Raw genomic sequence first — 18684 nt, 5'->3', positions numbered from 1 at the left:
GAGAGCGCAAAAGTTGCAATATACACGTTAGCTCTCATTTCACAAACAACCACATCCTGACATTGCCGCAGAGAAAATCGTCAATGACTTTTTTCTCGTCTAAACGAACGTCAATTAACGCTCACTAATCGGTTGATAACCGGAGATATTCCTTTTTAACGCCTCGATCGGGTTGTTACCGATACCCAATCGCGCTAAACCGTTCAGTTCAAGCTGAATTGAAAAACCTGAATTATTATTGGTACTGTTCACCGCAAAACGCTGCGCGAGGAAGCGTAAGGACCAGCAATCGGCCTTGTATTCAAAACCAACCAGACCATCAACAACGCGCTTATCCATCAGAGAATAATTGCTGCGACCGACGGCATACCAGCGATTCGCAATCGGCCATTGTCCCGAAATATCGAGCTGTTTCAAGGTATCCCGTTGCAGGCGGTAAGACAGATTCAAGATTTTTTTTACTTCGGGTTGCCAGCGTATACCATAACTTGCCTGCACCGATTGATGAGTACTCTGATTCAACTGCAAAGCGGCGTCTGCCGACAAAGTCGGTGAGACTTTTCCAGATGCTGCCAGTAATAAGTCTGAACGACTCGGGCTGTTCACGTTATCCAGCGTCACGCGCTGGGTATTGAAATAAAAGCGCTGCCCCAACGCAAGTTTAAGTCTTTCCTCACCATCCATTTCGATATAGCGGGAGACCAATGCGGCGGTAATCTGATTGGCGTCACCGATACGATCCTGGCCAGTAAAACGATTTTCACTGAAAATCTGCGCGAAATTGAAATCGGCTACACCGCTGTCAAAATTAGGGAAAGCAGACTGTTCGCGATACGGTGTACGTACATAGAACAAGCGCGGTTCCAGCGTTTGTGTGACTTCTTTCCCCAGCAAAGTGGATTGCCGTTCAAACACCAGACCGCTGTCAACAGAAAAAGTCGGAACGACACGGTGGAAATTCGGGTCCTGACCGGGAACGATATTGGACAACTGATAAGTGGTCGCATGCAAAGAAACTTTCGGCACCACAAAATAGCCAGGTTCAACCATAGGGAATGAGACCTGTGGATTCAGAACCAGCCTGTCACCACGGACTTGCGTGGGATGCCAGAAGCGCGTCAGCATTGCATCTGCGGACCAGTCAAATCCTTTCACATCATGCTGTTCGGCATGAAATTGCAGTTGCGGTAAACGATCATACGGCCGGGCAATAGGTGCTGCATAATCCTGCAGCACCTGATAGTTACTGGCACGTAAATTCAGATTCCAGAACGATCCGGTATACGTGAAATTAATGTCGCGCAATAATAAACGCTGCGAAGTCTTGGTAATCGAATTTGAAAAATCCGACGGATAATTATCGTCTGACGCGTAATTCAGATTCCAGTTCAGCGCCAGCTCTGGCAGCAGTTGTTGCTGATGAACAGACGTCAGCGCATAGCGATTGGTATTCGTGACGCGATCATTATTGAGCCCCTCAAGACTGGTTTCGCCACGATAGGTTTCGCCCAGATAGCGCCCTTCAGCACCAAGCTGCAAGCCACGACGTGAAATCACCTTAGGATATAAAGTCAGATCACGATTCGGTGCAATATTGAAATAATAGGGTAAGGCAAATTCTGCACCGCCCTTGGATGAGGCACCGAAAACCGGCGGCAGGAACCCGGAATGACGCGCACCTGACAACGGAAATGTCAGCGAAGGCGTTGCCAGAATTGGCGTTCCCAGAAAGTACAGTACGGATTTGCCTGCGATCCCTTTATCAAGACCGGTATCGAGATCCAGTGTTTCAGCACGCAAATACCAATCCGGATCAAGCCCATCACAAGTACTGTAAGTTCCCTGATGAATGAGAGAACGCTCTTCATCAATAAAATCGATTTTTTCCGCTTTGCCCTGCGCGTTGTTACGCAACAGTTTGTACACAGGGTTGATCACATTGCCGGAGCTTGAATCAAGCTGGATGCGAGCGCTATCCCCTTTGTAACAATCACCATTACGCTGCAAACTGACCTTTCCTTCGGCGTCGACCTCGTCTTCAAGAAAGCGATAAGTGGCCTTATCTGCGTTCATGGTCGTCGCACCTTTTACCACTTCAACATCATTTTCAAAGTGGATAAATCGCTCTGGCCTTCCCCACAGACGTTCTGACTGCACGGTCGTCGGGGCGTTTTTATCGTCGGCTTTGGTTTGATTATTTTTCTGGCGTAGTACCAGATCTTCCTCAAAGCTCTGAGGAGCTGTTGTTTGCGCCTGCGCCTGCGCAAAGAAGGCCGGTACGAGCACCGACACGACAATCGCGGGGATAGTAGGAAACATCAGCGGTGAGTGAGATAATACGGGTTTCCTGCGCATGTATTCAGAGGTCAGTAAGCGTTTTGCAAGCATGCTGGTCGGTATCATTCAGACAATCCGCCAGAAATCAGTCGCCTATTATAGGTGAAATGCTGAGAAAACCAGCTGAACAGTGCAGACAAACTAACTCTCTTATTATTTTACCCATGTCATCCACCGTTACACCGACGCAAACACCGACACAAAATCCCGCTTTGCCGGATAAAAAAGAAGAACGCCGCCTCGCTTTGCGTGAATGGCTGACAAATCTTCCGGATCAGGAATTGCTGATAGAAACGATGCGTCCGGCGTCAGCCGATGCCAGTTTTCGCCAGTTCTACCGGATTGACACAAAAAGTGGCAACAGCCTGATCGCCGTCGATGCCCCACCCGCCACGGAAAATTCAGCTGCCTATATCAAGGTTGCCGATCTGTTCCGGCAAATGAATTTATCGGTACCCGAAGTCTTTGCACAAGATCTGACTCAGGGCTTCCTGCTGGTCAGCGATATGGGGCAACATACCTATGCCCATGTACTGAATAATGACACCGCTCATAAACTGTATCTGGATGCGATAGACAGCCTGGTCTTGCTGCAAACCCAGAGCCAGCCGGATGTGTTGCCTGAATACGATCGCGCATTTCTGTTACGTGAACTGAATATTTTTACTGAGTGGTATATCGGCAAACATCTGGGCGTCACCCTCACCGAAGCACAAACCAAAACCCTGGACAAGGTTTTTGATCATCTGCTCGCCAGCGCAATGGCGCAGCCACAAGTCTTTGTACACCGTGATTTTCACTCGCGTAATCTGATCTGGATGGACAAAGGCAATCCCGGCATCGTTGATTTCCAGGATGCCGTATATGGTCCCCTTACTTACGATCTGGTGTCTTTATTACGTGACGCGTATGTACAATGGGATGAAGAAATGGTGCTCGACTGGGCCATCCGTTACTGGGAAAAGGCCAAACGTGCAGGCTTGCCAGTTCCTACCGACATCGACAATTTTTACCGCGACTTTGAATGGATGGGCTTACAACGTCATCTGAAAATTCTCGGTATTTTTACTCGCCTCTCACATCGCGACGGCAAAGACACCTATCTCGCAGACATTCCAACTGTCATGGAATATATACGCAAGACCGCACATCGTTATAAAGAACTGGTGCCGCTGTTGCGATTACTTGATGAATTAGAAAATACCGCGCCACAAGTTGGCTATACATTCTGAGGCGACCAAAATGAAAGCCATGTTACTCGCAGCGGGACGCGGTGAACGCATGCGCCCGCTGACCGATGATTGCCCTAAACCCTTACTGAAGGTGCGTGGCAGGCCGCTGATCGTCTGGCACTTATTGAATCTGGCTAAGGCAGGCATCACCGACATCGTCATCAACCATGCGCACCTGGGTCACATGATAGAAGATGCACTGGGTGATGGCTCTCAATTCGGTGTGCAGATCCAATATTCAGCGGAAACCAATGCACTTGAAACCGCCGGCGGTATCGCACAAGCGCTGCCGCTGATTGGCGATGATCCGTTTGTCGTTGTGTCAGCCGATATTTACATTCCGCATTTTGATTTTAAAGAATGTCTGAACACGCTGGAAGACAATGATCCATGGGGCAATCCGCATCCTGCCGATCAGCGCGATATCGCCTGGCTGTATATGGTGAAAAATCCATCCTTTCACCCGGGCGGCGATTTTGCAATGACGCTGATGGGTCTCTCGAACGAAGGCACACCAAGACATACCTTTGCCAATGTCGGCGTGTACCGTCCGGAAATGTTTGCCAGCATACGCCCCGGCGATTACGCCAAGCTCGGCCCGCTGCTGCGTGAATACATTGATGCAGGTCGCATCGGCGGCGAATTGTATCGCGGCGAATGGCATAATCTCGGGACTCCGGATCAGTTACATGCACTCAATGCGCCGTTAACGTTCAAGCGGTGAAAACAATGCAAAAATACAGCCATGCCCATTTCCAGCTCCGCCGCCAGCGACTGATGGCGCTGATGCGGGCGCATGGCGGTGGTGTCGCCATCATTCCAACTGCACAGGAACATATCCGTAACAACGATAATCCGTTTCCATTCCGGCACGACAGCTATTTTTATTATCTGTCCGGCTTTGATGAGCCCGAAGCGGTATTGGTATTAATCGCGAATGCAGACGAAGAAAAATCGATGTTGTTTTGCCGTGAAAAAAATCCCGAACGTGAAATCTGGGATGGTTTCCGTTTCGGGCCGGAAGCTGCTAAAACTACATTCGGCTTCGATCTCACTGATGCCATCGACAATATCGACACTGAAATGCCGGATTTTCTGGCTGATGCGCACACCTTGTTTTACAGCACTGCCGCCGAACCGCATCTGGACACGCAGGTACATCAATGGCTACAGGCAGTACGCGCCAGAAGCCGCACAGGAATTCAGGCTCCGGCACGCACATTGGACGTGCGGGTCTTGCTGGATGAAATGCGCCTAATCAAAGACGAGACAGAAATCGCCCTGATGCAACGCGCCGCCAGCATCTCTGCAACAGCGCATACGCGAGCCATGCGCAGCGCCCGTCCGGGTCAGTTTGAATATGAACTCGAAGCCGAATTACTGCATGAGTTTCTTCGTCAAGGTGCGCAAGCACCTGCTTATGGCTCCATCGTTGCCAGCGGGGCCAATGCCTGTATTCTTCATTATCAGAGCAACCGGGCGCAGATAAAAGACGGGGATTTGATCCTGATCGATGCGGGTTGCGAATTCAACAGTTACGCTTCCGATATCACGCGTACATTTCCAGCCAATGGCCGTTTCAGCTCTGCACAGAAAACCTTGTATAACATCGTGCTAGCAGCACAGCAAGCCGCACTGGACTGCGCGCATCCGGGCAGCCGGTATATGGATGGGCATCACGCAGCCTTGCGCGTTTTAACGCAGGGAATGCTGGATACCGGTTTGTTGAATAAAAATAGTGTCGGCAATCTTGATGACGCGTTGGCAAGTCAGGCTTACCGGCGTTTTTATATGCATGGCACCGGACACTGGCTGGGGCTGGATGTACATGACGTCGGCGATTACAGAGAAAGTGAACTTAGCGGCGATGAAAAGCCTTATCGTCTTTTGCAGGCCGGGATGGTCATTACGATAGAGCCGGGCATCTACGTGCAGCCAGCACCCGATGTACCGAAAGAATTCTGGAATATCGGTATCCGCATCGAAGACGATATCCTGATCACTGCAAACGGCCATCGGAATCTGAGCAGCGACACACCAAAAACGGTGGCAGAAATTGAAGCAGAAATGCGTACTACATAAATGATGAAACCAACAACGCACGCCATTATCAATGATGTTGACATCGCCATTTGCGGCGCTGGCCCTGCCGGTCAGGCACTTGCCTTGCTGTTGCATAAACAGGGTATCGCGGCAGACCGGATCGCCTTATTTGATGGCAAAACCAGCGCTCAGGCAGAGCAGGATGCACGCACGATTGCGCTATCTGCCGGCAGTCAGCAAATTTTAGAGATGGCGGGCAGTTGGCCAGTCAAAGCAACGCAGATCAGAGAAATTCATGTCTCGCGGCGCGGGCATTTCGGACGCAGCCTGATCAAAGCCAATGATTATGCGGTGCCAGCCTTAGGTTATGTTGCGCGTTACGGCGACATCATTGCACCGATGCAAAGGGAGATCGCACGTGCCGGTATCCGGATTCACCGCCCCTTACTGGTCAGCAGTCTGGACGAGGCAGGTGACCATGTCCGCCTGAATCTGCGACATCCTGTCACTGGCGACAACAGCAGCATGAGCGCCAACGTGGTTGTGCAAGCCGAAGGTGGAACATTTTCCGATCAGTCTGCACGCACGCACCGCCACGATTATCAGCAAATCGCCATCATCGCCCATGTCACCAGCGATCAGCCTTTGCTGCACCGGGCGTTTGAGCGTTTTACCGAACAAGGGCCGCTCGCCCTATTGCCGCAAGAAGATGGTTATGCGCTGGTCTGGTGTGTGCGTCCAGCTGTGGCCGAGCAATTATTAGCAGCCGATGATCTGCACTTTAAACAAGCCTTACAACAGGCGTTCGGTGATCGTATCGGGCAACTGCAAAAGGTATCAGAACGGGTATCTTACCCACTAGGTCTGAATGCGCAGGCACATGCAACAGCCCGCACCGTCAGCATAGGTAACGCAGCCCAGACTTTGCATCCGGTGGCAGGACAAGGGCTAAATCTGGGATTGCGTGATACGTTCGTGCTGGCGCGTTGCCTGAGCCGCCATGCGCATCAACTGGATCAGCCAGCGGCGGCATTGGAACAATTCATCCGGCAAAGACAAGCCGACCGCAACATCACGATACGCCTGACCGATACGCTGGCTCGCATCTTTGCCAGTACGCCAGATGGCTCATTGACACAATCGCTGCTGGGCTTGGGTCTTAGTGTCGTCGATATATACAAACCAGCACGCGATGTGCTGGCCGGACATATGATGTACGGCTGGCGCGAATAAGGCGGATTAGTGCTGATCAGGTCTGATATTAGCATTGATTGCCTTACGGGGTTTTTAACGCAGTGCTTTTTTTAAACAGGCTATAATCCGCCCCTGTATTGCCAATATTTAAGGAAACACCATGAAATTACGCACGAAAAGACGCGCACTGAATTACAGCCGTTTATACAACCACCAGCTCGCCACCGTGCTGGAAGCAGCCTACGAAGATTTCCGCGTCAGCTTTGCAAAAGATGGCGAATCCCTTTCTGAATCACTCGATTCCCTGCAAAAACTTGGTGCCAGCTATCGCCATTTCAGAAAATTCGCACTGCGTTTTTCCTTCGCACGCTAATCCAGATTTGCGTCGCTATCCGAAGGGCAATACGCCCTTCGTCAACCGTATCTCTACGTTCCCCCTTAATCTGTCACTCAACGTTAATAATTGGGGCCCACGTAAAACATGCTTCAGTACGTCCGGTTTTGGCATTGATAATCTGCAGCGCCCAGGAATATTGAACACTGCCTGTTTTCAATACTTCTGCGGTCCACGGTGCTGCCATATACGCAGTAGGTAAAGACAAAATCGGGTTCAACGGATTATTGCAATAAGATGCCAAAGGTGTGACCTGCACAGAAGGATTGGATATAACACCTTCAGATCCAATCGTAAAATCATACAACATGCAATTGTAATTAAGACCGGCGGACGGATTCGTAATAGTCCAACGCAGCGTATCTCCCACTTTACATTTGACCGTCAACTCGGACTTTGTCTGATCATTGACGACATAATCACTATCAGCAATCATAAAAATAAAAGCGTCAGAATCGTCCCTCGATCCCAGTGGCGTTGGCTGCGCGATGCTACCAGAATGCAAGAGACCGTTTTTAACTGCCTTCATCAATGTTGTGGCATCAATTACGCACAGAATATCGACTGTTTCAGGTGTCTCACTTTTTGCAGGCAAGGGGGCAATGTGATTCTGAATACCGGAAATAGTGATCTGCTGATGTGTCGCGCTCACGGTCGCAGTTAAACCACCATCGACGACGCTTTGCAGAATATTTCCCGCCGTATCAAACTGCAGATAAAGATTAAATGGCTTGTTTTGTATAGAAAACTGATACTGACAAATCTCACTCTGTGTAAAGGGTACCCAGTTAATCGTGCAATTACCGGGGGCACTGCTGATGGATGGGTTCTGATGATCGAACCAGCAGTATTGACCGAAAGAGTAGCTGGTATTTTCAAAAATCAATTTGCCCGTATACGGATGCGGCTGACCAACACCCGCATCAAAAATTACGGCAAGCGAAGTCTCTCCAGTGCCCTGAGGATTCAGGCTAGCCACTGGGCTGAGGCTGGTCGCAGGCGGTGGCGTATAACCGCCAGATTCATTATCGGCAAACAGCGTGATCTGCAAGCTCGACGCATTCGCAAGACTGACCAATGGTTTGCCAAGTAAATCACTGAAAGGAAAGCCGTAAGAATTCGACGCAGCTGTCACAATGGCCGCATATCGATTGTAATCAGGCGTACCCGTCATCGTGTTCTGGAATGCGAACTGCGGCAGCCAGTTCCAGCTATGATTGCAGTTATAAGTATGTTGGTTGAGGCTTGGCGAATATCCATAAAAGCCAAGATTAAATCCGGCAATAAAATTACGTACCACGGCAGACCAGGGATCATTGAAACCAACAGAGTCACCTATGCCATTCTGAAATGGGCCAGCGCTGCTGCGCGGCACGTTAAACTGACCGTCGCAGGCATAAATCATCTTCATAAAATCGGCGCTGGCAATCTGAATTGTGCCAGTGATCTGGCTGTCCGGATGAGCAGTCAATCGCAAATTCAACTGAGTGAGATCAAATTCACAGCTGTAATCAAAGCTTCTGGCTCTATGGGAATACCCCTTCGCATCCTTACCTCCATCGTATTTTCCTGTCAGCCGTAGCGATTGTCCTTCCAGCGCATGCAGATAGGTTTGCAGACTTGGGTAAGCAGCAGGAATATGCAAAGGCGAGACTACCCGCAAAAATTGCGAGCCATCGCTCACAATCGCATCAGGTGCCACCGCCTGACATTGTTGAATCAAGGTAGCCGCGTCGGTTTGATAGCCGACGCTTTGTAACATGCCACCTGTGGCATCCAAGGTGCTCAAACTCATCGCCAGACCAAACTGATCGACCGAAGTGAGATTCGCACATGCCGTTGGCGAGCCATCGTAGGTGATTTCTATCCAATCGTAACGCAGCGCTAACGCCGTCGTTATCGCCGATGGCGTTGTCGGAATCGAACTCTGGTCATCAGTGCAAAAAAAATATAAACGACCAGAAAATCCTGCTGGAATAGTCACGCTGCTCAACGTTGACAATAACACCGGTGTGCAAACACCTATACTGGGTGCGGTCTCACAGCCTGCCGACAGCGTTGCCATCAGCCACAAAAGTTTTTCGTTTCTCGTGGTACTGATATTGACGACCAAATTGCTCATAGCGCTCTCCGGAATGCATGATTCTCAACATCAACCTTGCAGCATAGTCAGGTCAACAAACAATTTTGTTGACCTGACATGTGCTTTCAACAATGCAATTGCAAATCATGTGCCAGAATATTTCCGCGCATAAACAGTAACAGTGATAGAACCTGGAAACGCTGTCACCACAAAGAATTTAGCCCTTTAACCATAGAAGAAGCGGATCAAATCGTACCGCGCACGTAATGAGAAAGCGTGTCGCAGCATGATCGTTGACATGTAAAAAATCGCGTTGACATACTGCACTGCAAGAAGTTTTTACATTCACTTCATAGCTTGCTATATTTCTGGCGATGACCCAGAGCAAAAGATGATTTTCTTTTGCGCCGCCAACGCAGGAGCCCAGTAACACATGTCAAACAGCGATGCCCTACCAAAATCCGACGATCAGGAACAGCCTTCCCATCCAGTACACACGGATGACTCTGTGAATTTACGACATTACCAAATGGGAAAAAGTCTGGGCGAAGGTGGCTTCGGACAAGTGCGTCAGGCATGGGATAGCAAGCTGCAACGCTATGTCGCGATCAAACAGTTGAAAAGTCTTGACGGCCACTCGTCGACCGCCAGCCTGATAAAAGAAGCGAGGCTGGCCGCGTCCTTACAACATCCCGCGTTCGTTAAAGTGTTTGCGATTGAGGATGAGTTTGATCCGCCTGCCATCATCATGGAACTGGTGCCGGGGCAAACCTTAAAGCAAAGATTACAGCAAGGCCCGCTGGAAACAACGCAAGCGTTGGATGTTGTGCTGCAAGTAGCACAAGCAATGCAGGTCGCCCATGTCTCAGGTCTGACACATGGCGATCTGAAGCCCTCCAACCTCATGCTTGAACCTGATAGCCGCGTACGCATTCTCGATTTTGGTCTGGCATCACACGCAGACACGCAGTTAACGACCTCGCTCAATCAGCTAGACCCTCAGGGAACCATCGCCTACATGGCACCTGAACGCATGACAGGCTCTGCCGCCACCCCGCAAAGCGACATCTATGCGTTAGGCGTAATCCTGTACGAAAGCGTCTGTGGAAAACGACCATTCGCAAATCTCAATGGCCTTGCCTTGGCTGCGGCACTGATGCAGGCCAATTCTGATAGTTGGGAATTTCCTTCGCTGACACCGCCCGCCGTGATTCAACTGATGATTGCAATGACCACTCGCCAGGCAGAGCGCCGCCTGCCCGATATGCAACAAGTGATCACGCAGATACAGCAGGTGCAAAACACTGATAGCTCTGGCACGGTGTCAATGAAAGCCGAAGCCATGACTCTGACACAACATGCGCCAGCCAAGGTTTCCCCCTCTGCAAGCGGACGGCTACGCGGTAAGCCCGCCCGCATTCTGATGACAATCAGCGCCAGCGTATTACTCGCCTTCGGTGCGTGGAAAGCGATACCTTATCTGAATTTCGACACCAGCCTGCTCAAACCTTATTCCGAAGCCCTGACGATGCAACAGGGGCTTGAGGCATTAAAACTCTTCGACCGCCCCGGCAGTCTAGACAAAGCCCAGCAAAGCTTCGAAACCATACTCAAGCATAGCCCGAACAATGCAGCAGCAGTAGCAGGTGTATCACTGGTGTATAGCTATCGCTATGAAACTGAATTACCCGATGAAACCTTGCTCAGGCAAGCCGATGCCAGTGCACAGCAAGCCCTGAAATTGAATCAATTACTGGCCTTGAGCCATGTTGCACAAGCCAAAGCCTTAGCCGCGCAAAGAAAAGCAGAGCGGGCATTACTTGAATACGATAAAGCACTATCGCTGGATGCCGGGAATATTTTTGCCTGGTTTGGCAAAATCAAAATATTAACAACCCTGCGCCGGTATAGTGAGGCGCAGGAATACGCGAAAATACAATTAAACCTGCATCCATCTGAAAGACATTTTGCTGACTTACTGGGTTATGCATTTTTTCAGGAAGACAAATTTGATGAAGCCGAGCAAGCCTTTCGCCACAGTATCGAAATTCAACCGGACGCCGTGTTTGCGTATGCAAATCTGGCGGCAATCTTAGCCAGAAAAAAAGACAGTAGTGCGGCGATGCAAGTGTTGCAGCAGGGCTTGCAGATCAGACCCAGTGCCATGCTCTACGGTAATTTAGGCAACATCTTATTTATGCGTGGTGATTATCCAGCGGCCGTCGATGCATTCGAAAATGCAGTGTCACCGGCAAAAGGAAACCCCGTCGACTATCTGGGCTGGGCAAATTTAGGCGATGCCTTGTTATGGATGCCAGGGCGTAAGCAGGAGGCGAAAAACGCCTACGAAAAAGCCATAGACTTACTCATGCCCCGATTATTACGCGCGCCCGACAACCCGACGATCAATTCGCAGATGGGCGTATATGCAGCGCGCGCAGGTAATGAAAAAGAGTCGCAGCAATACACAGAAAAAGCCCTGCAATTATTACCAGAAAATGCGACAGTGCACTTTCGCGCGGGGCTGGCATACGAATTGCTGAGTAATCGTGCGCGGGCTCTCGAAGAAATTCATCTGGCCATGAAAAAGGGATACCCGCGTAAATTTATCGAAGCAGAACCCGATTTGCTGGCACTCAGAAAAGATGCACGCTATGAGCAATGAGCGGGGGGGTAGTTGATCATGGAAAATGACTAAGCGAGTGAAGAGAAAGGAAAGCGAAAAATAAAGAGAAACAACAACTGCGGCAACTGGTAATACTTAGTTTTACCTGGTATTTTAAATTCTTGATTTATTGATTGACTGATTCATATAACCTCAACTTTTTTATAGAAAAATATGACTGCATACGTATTTCTCCTGACCTTACCTGATCCAGTTGCCCCCCCTGATTTGTCGTCAGTAACCGCAAGTGGGGCTTTTTATTTGCAAGATTCAGATGTTCAGCTTCCCCATCCCGACTTTGAAAGTGGGGATACCCTGAGGTTTGGTTTTACTAATCGCTCGATAGAAAACTGCAGCTTTGCCGCTTTAAAAATGTATCCTGTTATCGATAAGACGCCTGCACGCAATCCATTTACAGGTTATCAGGGGCTGGAATTTTCCATGATCGATCTGATCAATGCAGGGTGGAGCCTGACATTCAGCGAAAAAACACCGAATGGTACCTGGACTTTCAGCATGTATGTGACAGTCAGTGGCTATCAATACCACTTACCCGACCCGGAAATGCAAGTGGGTACGGGCGAACCAGGCTGATAAACTCGTAAAGAGAGTATTGCCGGATCCTTCAGCTAACCGGCAATACCTTTAAAAATCGCCGCAAAGCCTCACTCGGAGTTTTCAGGATGGCCGCGCAGGCTTCAATATCGCCAGCACTGCTTGCCAGTGTCTGGCGTATTTCTTCCAGAGGTATCTGCTCAGCGCGGCGTATCGCGCTATGCTGTTCCAGCAATTTATACATTGATGGGCGGGAGATACCGAGTTCCTGAGCGGCACCCTGTATGTACCAATCATTATTGTCCATCGCTTGCAGTACTTCGGCTTCACTGAACTCGTTCATTTTTTTGCGCAGTACAGGCAGGTCATTTGCTGATTCCGCTGCCCCTGCTGTTCTGGTGCACTCAGTCACATGACTGGTGTTACTTGCTACGCTGCCGACGTTGAAAGCCGTAATATCCTCATTGATGCGTCCATTACGCGGCTGTACCAGAGCCGCGAAATCAGGCGATTCCCCGGCCTGCAACGCCAGCAAAATACGACGCAACACATGACTGAGCTGGCGGATATTGCCGGGCCAATCATAATTGGCAATGGCACTGACCAACGGCACGCTCAACGAAGGCAACGGTGTCAGGCTCACTGCGCGACTCTCGTCCAACAGATGCTTCAGCAGCACCCCGATATCCTCACGTCGGCTGCGTAGCGGCGGCAACTGAATCACGAAACTTTCCAAACGACGCAACAGTGCCTGATTAAAATGTTCGCTGTATAAATCCTGATCGGTCGCCGCAATCAAACGCGCGCTGGAATGCATATCCTGCTGCGCACCTAAAGGACGATAATCACCAGTTTCCAGAACCCGCAACAACATAGGCTGTATCGTCGCAGGCGTATTGCCGATTTCATCTAAAAAGAGACTGGCTCCGGCAGCTTCGCCAAATAAGCCTTTACGCGCCTGCTGAGCACCGGTGTAGGCACCTTTGACGGCACCGAACAAATCAGCAGCTGCCAGCGATTCATTCAGCGCCGCCATATTGACCGTGACCAGGCTTGCATGGCGACGTTTGCTGTGCGCGTGAATCGCACGTGCGGCAATCTCTTTTCCTGTACCGGTTTCCCCCAGCAATAAGACAGGGAAATCCATCACTGCAATTTGACGTATCTGATCGCGCAATAAAATCGCGGCACTGCCGACACCGATCAGACCTGCGATGTCATTTTTTTTAGGTAAACAACGCATCCAGTGCAGGCAAATCAGTATTGCCCTGCCCAACCCCAGGATCGCTCCCGCAGTGATCTGTTCCGGGCTTAATTGATGAGTACCTTGAATTTCTACACCATTTAATTCAACCACCATCCGGCTCTCCGGCGGCTGTATGACGATGTGGTCGCTGGATGTCCGTAAAATCCGCAAAGGCTCTCGCGAGACACCGCCGTATCCCAACGGCAAACCATCACCCGCCGGATGGCGAAACATTGGCAAAAACCGACTCAGTTCAACGACACCATCGGTATTCGTTGCTATAAATTGCTCACCTATTCTTTGCGCATCAGGATGCCAGACGATGGTCAACCCAAGCAGTGGCCGCTCTTCCCTCTGCAAAGTCAGAGAAGGCGAGGTCATTGTCAGATCAGTTTGGTTCATGAAATGAAATAGATAAGCAAACGTGTAAAGAATTGAATGTAAATTCGCTGTGTTGACATGTCAATCAATAAAGAATTCTTTCTTTTTTTCGACTATAGCCAGGGATTACCGGGCATTCCTGCAAAGCACTGAATTGGCACACGGCTTGCAGTAGTGATCAAATAAATATCAATATTCATGTCGGTATTGATGTGAACACCGAAAAATCGCATAGAAGTGGGCATCAGAAATCGTGAGGTTATTTTCAAACAGAAAATATGCCCGCATCTGCGAATGCAGAGAGAATAAAAATGAGTCAGTCGTTTTGGATAATAGTAAGTTTAGGGCTGCTGCTGTTAGCCGCCGTTTTTGCATTGCAGGCACATCTTGCCCGCACAGTTGCCGCGCGTCTGATCAGTGATGATATTTATTACTACGAAGTACGCAATGAGCTGCTGCGCAAAATCGAAGATGGCAACATGGATGATACCCCGATACTGCTGCAACAAACGCATAGCGGTTTGTTTTCCAAAAGTCGGCATTGCCCTGTTAACCTTATCTGGCGTCCGGCAGTCAGGGTGTTTTTCAGATATTACGCACCTGTTGATACGCGTGACATTGCCATTAAATATAGTGGTGAACTTGGCGGTGCCACGACCACTTACTCCGCCACATTCAATGCCGCTCAAGCAGCTCGAGCAAAGTCACGCTGAATTGTTTAAGTAGTCAGTATCAATTTCACCTCCTGGCCAAATCGCAAAACAAGCCTGTTGCAACACGGGAGATCTTCTTTGAGATCGCGATGTGCAAAACCAGCCAAACTCAGGTTTCATTCTGGTGTCACACTTAACTTTTAAAATCCGTCGCGTCTATGCATTACAAATGCGTACGACGATGTCGACTAATTTAAAGAAAAGGTTAATCTATGCGCCCCCGTTTGAGTTTGCTTGGTATTTTTTGTGCTGTGCCTTCCGCAATTTTTTTGCTGTATGGTTGCGGTAGTTCATCTGACGTTCCCCAGCAAGCGAACAACCCAAATCCACCCGTGACTTCACAGTCGGGATGGACGACAGGCGATTTGCATGTTCATACCATACAATCTGACGACGCCCGCACCACACAAACACTGGATACTGTGCTCGACAAAGCTTTCACCAGCTATGGCCTGGACTGGACCGCCATCACCAATCACCTGCGCTCGTCAAAATATGACAATAACGGCACCCTGCTGGCAAACCCTGTGCCTTTTGCATATGGCATGGAATCGTATGAAATCCCCAGAATCAAGGTATTGCAAGCTTCAGGGCGTTATGCAGACAAGACTATCTTCTCTGGTTTCGAGTGGGATATGCCCACGCATGATCATATGGGTGTCAGTATTTTTGATGTAGTAAATGGCAAATTGATTTCATCTACATCGGCGGCGAAAGAATTTCAATATCTGTTCACCACATTGGACGATAGCAAGTTTGACGCAGCCGACGTCAGCAAATGGAAAGCAAAATACCCACAACGTTTCAACAGCACCGCAGCAGATGCATTACAAGCCATTTCATGGTTGAAGAAAAATTATCCTGACGCCAGTTTTGTCACGATCAACCATCCTTCGCGCAATCCTGGCAAGTACACGATTGCTGATTTCCGCACGATGAATGATATGGCTCCCAACATCATGTTCTCAATAGAAGGTATGGTCGGCAACCAGATGGAACCTGATCGCGGCGGTTATACCTCCAGCTATATCGATGCCAACAAACCAAACCGTGTTTATGGCGGCGTTGACGCCATCGTGGCGCAGGTAGGCGGTGTCTGGGATGCCTTGCTGGGTGAAGGTCGTCGTATCTGGAATATTGCCGATTCAGACTCGCATTTCAAAATTGATGACGCTGGCAATAGCAGTGGCTACTTCCCTGGCGAATATGCAAAAAATTATGTCTGGATGAACGACAAAAAAGCAGGCGTCAATGAACTGATCAAAAGCCTGCAATCAGGAAGAATGTTCAGCGTCTTTGGCGACCTGATCAATGCCATGGAATTCACCGTCAGCAATGTCAGTAATGCCAGCGACGTAAAAAATATGGGGCAAGAGCTGAAGGTCGCTAACGGCAGTACAGTTGATGTCACCATCCGTTTCAAAAGCCCAGCGAAGAACAATTATGAATTTCCGGCAGGTAGCGGCATATCCGGTAACAAGGCACCGAAAGTGGATCATGTGGATCTGATCGTAGGTGACGTTGGTACCAAAGCCGCACCGGATTCCAGTGCCTACAATGTGGCGACTAATCCCAGCACCAAGGTCTTGAAACGCTTCACCAGTGCCGATTGGAAAACAGACGCTGATGGTTACAACGTCATCAAGTACCAGATGGTCGTGCAGAAAAAACAGTACCTGCGCCTGCGTGGCACCAACCTGGGCATCAACGTTGCAGACATGACGAATAATGGCGAACCTTTGGCGGATGCGAAAATCATGACCACAGACAACCCCACGCGTCACAACCAGATCAATGATCGCAACTACGCCAGTTTATGGTTTTACTCCAATCCTATCTTTGTCAGCGTGCAGTAAAAGTACCCGTTGTCTTGTGACGCATTAGCTTAGTAGCGTAAGTCGGTTGCCATTCAATTACATCCACAGTACTCAGGATGGCAACCATAAGATAACTTATACTCAGCCCAAAACTCAGTTTTAGTTTATCGGCAAACCGCTGACCGGTTTAATTTCCTCCATGCAAATCATCGAACGCAGAGAAGCTACGCCAGATACCTGCATCAGTGTATCCGTCAGAAACTGCGACAAACTTTTGAGATCTTTGGCGACAACCTTGAGAATGTAATCGAAGTCGCCTGAAATAGTGTGGCATTCAATGATGTCGGGGAATGCCATCAGTTGACGTTCAACCTCACGCACATTACGAAACTGTTCGCGATCCAGCGACAGGTTCACAAACGCCATGACGCCGAGACCAACGGCCTCAGGTGCAACTTGCGCAACGTAGCCGCGTATCACTTTTTTTTCTTCCAGCGTTCTGACCCGGCGTAAGGTTTGTGGCGCCGATAAATGTATCTGCTCAGCCAGATGCAAATTACTCATACGCCCATCTTCTTGCAAGCAACGCAAAATGCTACGATCATAATTATCCATCTCAACCTCTCATCGATATATTTTATTAAGAATCTTATTTTAGAAATTTAAACATACTAATTATAGATATATGAAATTAAATTTCTTTTTTAATAAATAAATCATCGAATTTAGCAATCTAATTTTTGACGTGACTGACTACAATCTTCTATAGAACACGTCATTCAACAACGCACACAGATGCGTGAGGCTTTTGCGAAATTCAGAAAATTTCGCAGCAGCTTCTGCAGTACCTGCTCGCCAGCAGATCAACTCCAGTGACGATGTTTCTGCTCACCATATCTACTAAGGAGAACATCATGGTCACTTTCATTGGAACACAAGACATGCAACGACATCTGCGCGAGGTCGGACTGGAGAGAGCCATTACCCGCATGGCGGCAATGATTGAGGAAGACTATCTGCGCTGGGAATGCTTCGACAAATCTGCCAGAGTTGCAAATCATTCGGATGTTGGCGTCATAGAACTGATGCCGATTTCTGATGGACGCAACTATTCATTCAAGTATGTCAATGGTCACCCAAAAAACACGGAAGCAGGTTTACTGACTGTCACTGCCTTCGGCGTATTGGCCGATGTTGCTACAGGTTATCCACGTCTGTTATCGGAGTTAACACTGACAACAGCAATACGTACCGCGGCCACATCGGCAATGGCTGCTAAATATCTGGCGCGCAAAAACTGTCGCAGCATGGCGTTAATAGGTAATGGCGCACAGAGTGAATTTCAGGCCATTGCGTTCTATACGATGTTGGGAATCAAGGAATTACGAATTTACGATATTGATCAGAAGGCCAGCGATAAGCTGGTGCGTAATTTACGCGCTTATCCTCAAATACGCGTCATTCGTGCCGACTCTGTCGCTGATGCAGTCAAAGGTGCAGATGTGATCACGACGGTCACCGCAGATAAAACCAATGCGACAATTCTGACGCCGGACATGATAGAACCGGGTATGCACATCAACGCCGTCGGTGGTGACTGCCCAGGAAAAACGGAACTGCACGCGGCAATTCTGCAACGAGCCAACGTCGTTGTCGAATACGAACCACAATCGCGCATTGAAGGGGAGTTGCAGCAAATGCCGGCAGACTTCCAGGTGACTGAATTGTGGACTATCCTGCGCTCAGGCAGCACCTATCGCCAAAGTGCGGAGAATATAACTATCTTTGATTCTGTCGGCTTTGCACTGGAGGATTTCTCTGCGATGCGTTATCTGGAAAAATACGTCATGCAGCAATCTTCGACCGAACTTGATCTGCTGCCTGTAATGCACAATCCTAAAGATCTGTTCGGCTTGGGTGTAAGCAGCACAGAAAATAGCGATACCAACCTGCTTAACAATGAAAAAGAATATGATGGCCTTCCTGAAATACCCACTCCAGCTTAAACTTGCGCCCATCTCACC

General features: G+C 49.1%; 14 protein-coding genes. 10 read left to right on the top strand and 4 right to left on the bottom strand.

Annotated features, from left to right (window positions below; all coding sequences use genetic code 11):
• Positions 1 to 114 precede the first annotated feature (114 nt).
• Positions 115 to 2403 (bottom strand): LPS-assembly protein LptD, encoded by a 2289-nt coding sequence (locus H8K38_RS01050; protein ID WP_223826941.1) that lies wholly within the window; start codon positions 2401 to 2403, stop codon positions 115 to 117.
• Between the two features lie 98 nt (positions 2404 to 2501).
• On the opposite strand from H8K38_RS01050, the gene H8K38_RS01045 reads away from it, so the two are divergent.
• From H8K38_RS01045 to H8K38_RS01025, 5 genes are all read left to right on the top strand, one after another.
• Positions 2502 to 3569 (top strand): aminoglycoside phosphotransferase family protein, encoded by a 1068-nt coding sequence (locus tag H8K38_RS01045; protein ID WP_186882933.1) that lies wholly within the window; start codon positions 2502 to 2504, stop codon positions 3567 to 3569.
• Positions 3570 to 3579: 10 nt separating this feature from the next.
• The gene (murU, locus tag H8K38_RS01040) at positions 3580 to 4293 is read left to right on the top strand and encodes an N-acetylmuramate alpha-1-phosphate uridylyltransferase MurU (protein ID WP_186882932.1); all 714 of its coding nucleotides are present in this window, start codon (positions 3580 to 3582) and stop codon (positions 4291 to 4293) included.
• Between the two features lie 5 nt (positions 4294 to 4298).
• Positions 4299 to 5651, top strand: a complete 1353-nt coding sequence (locus tag H8K38_RS01035; RefSeq protein WP_186882931.1) for an aminopeptidase P N-terminal domain-containing protein — start codon at positions 4299 to 4301, stop codon at positions 5649 to 5651.
• Entirely contained in the window at positions 5652 to 6845 is a 1194-nt protein-coding gene (locus H8K38_RS01030; protein ID WP_255422769.1) for an FAD-dependent monooxygenase, read from the top strand.
• A 121-nt stretch (positions 6846 to 6966) separates the two neighbouring features.
• The gene (locus tag H8K38_RS01025) at positions 6967 to 7179 is read left to right on the top strand and encodes a hypothetical protein (RefSeq protein ID WP_186882930.1); all 213 of its coding nucleotides are present in this window, start codon (positions 6967 to 6969) and stop codon (positions 7177 to 7179) included.
• A gap of 73 nt (positions 7180 to 7252) precedes the next feature.
• Here H8K38_RS01025 and H8K38_RS01020 read toward each other — a convergent pair whose 3' ends face one another.
• Positions 7253 to 9322, bottom strand: coding sequence for an AidA/PixA family protein (locus tag H8K38_RS01020; protein WP_186882929.1), 2070 nt, complete (start codon positions 9320 to 9322; stop codon positions 7253 to 7255).
• A 394-nt stretch (positions 9323 to 9716) separates the two neighbouring features.
• Here H8K38_RS01020 and H8K38_RS01015 point away from each other — a divergent pair, with 394 nt between their 5' ends.
• The gene (locus H8K38_RS01015) at positions 9717 to 11948 is read left to right on the top strand and encodes a serine/threonine-protein kinase (protein WP_186882928.1); all 2232 of its coding nucleotides are present in this window, start codon (positions 9717 to 9719) and stop codon (positions 11946 to 11948) included.
• Positions 11949 to 12122: 174 nt separating this feature from the next.
• A complete protein-coding gene (locus tag H8K38_RS01010; RefSeq protein WP_186882927.1) occupies positions 12123 to 12542 on the top strand; it encodes a hypothetical protein in 420 nt (139 codons plus the stop codon).
• Positions 12543 to 12573: 31 nt separating this feature from the next.
• Here H8K38_RS01010 and H8K38_RS01005 read toward each other — a convergent pair whose 3' ends face one another.
• On the bottom strand, positions 12574 to 14130 hold the full coding sequence (locus H8K38_RS01005; RefSeq protein ID WP_186882926.1) for a sigma 54-interacting transcriptional regulator: 1557 nt from the start codon (positions 14128 to 14130) through the stop codon (positions 12574 to 12576).
• A 311-nt stretch (positions 14131 to 14441) separates the two neighbouring features.
• On the opposite strand from H8K38_RS01005, the gene H8K38_RS01000 reads away from it, so the two are divergent.
• Together H8K38_RS01000 and H8K38_RS00995 are read left to right on the top strand one after the other, a co-directional pair.
• Positions 14442 to 14843, top strand: a complete 402-nt coding sequence (locus H8K38_RS01000; protein ID WP_186882925.1) for a hypothetical protein — start codon at positions 14442 to 14444, stop codon at positions 14841 to 14843.
• 212 nt (positions 14844 to 15055) lie between these two features.
• Positions 15056 to 16699, top strand: a complete 1644-nt coding sequence (locus H8K38_RS00995; protein ID WP_222610712.1) for an S-layer protein — start codon at positions 15056 to 15058, stop codon at positions 16697 to 16699.
• Positions 16700 to 16819: 120 nt separating this feature from the next.
• Here the strand turns inward: H8K38_RS00995 and H8K38_RS00990 are convergent, their stop codons facing one another.
• Positions 16820 to 17275, bottom strand: coding sequence for an Lrp/AsnC family transcriptional regulator (locus H8K38_RS00990; protein WP_186882924.1), 456 nt, complete (start codon positions 17273 to 17275; stop codon positions 16820 to 16822).
• 299 nt (positions 17276 to 17574) lie between these two features.
• Between H8K38_RS00990 and H8K38_RS00985 the strand changes: the two genes are divergently transcribed.
• The gene (locus tag H8K38_RS00985) at positions 17575 to 18666 is read left to right on the top strand and encodes an ornithine cyclodeaminase (protein ID WP_186882923.1); all 1092 of its coding nucleotides are present in this window, start codon (positions 17575 to 17577) and stop codon (positions 18664 to 18666) included.
• Positions 18667 to 18684: the final 18 nt, after the last annotated feature.

The organism is Undibacterium sp. FT79W, from assembly GCF_014284215.1.
Lineage (GTDB): Bacteria > Pseudomonadota > Gammaproteobacteria > Burkholderiales > Burkholderiaceae_D > Undibacterium > Undibacterium aquatile.
The sequence above is the reverse complement of the archived record's forward strand: the minus strand, read 5'-3'. Positions and strand labels throughout refer to the sequence as shown.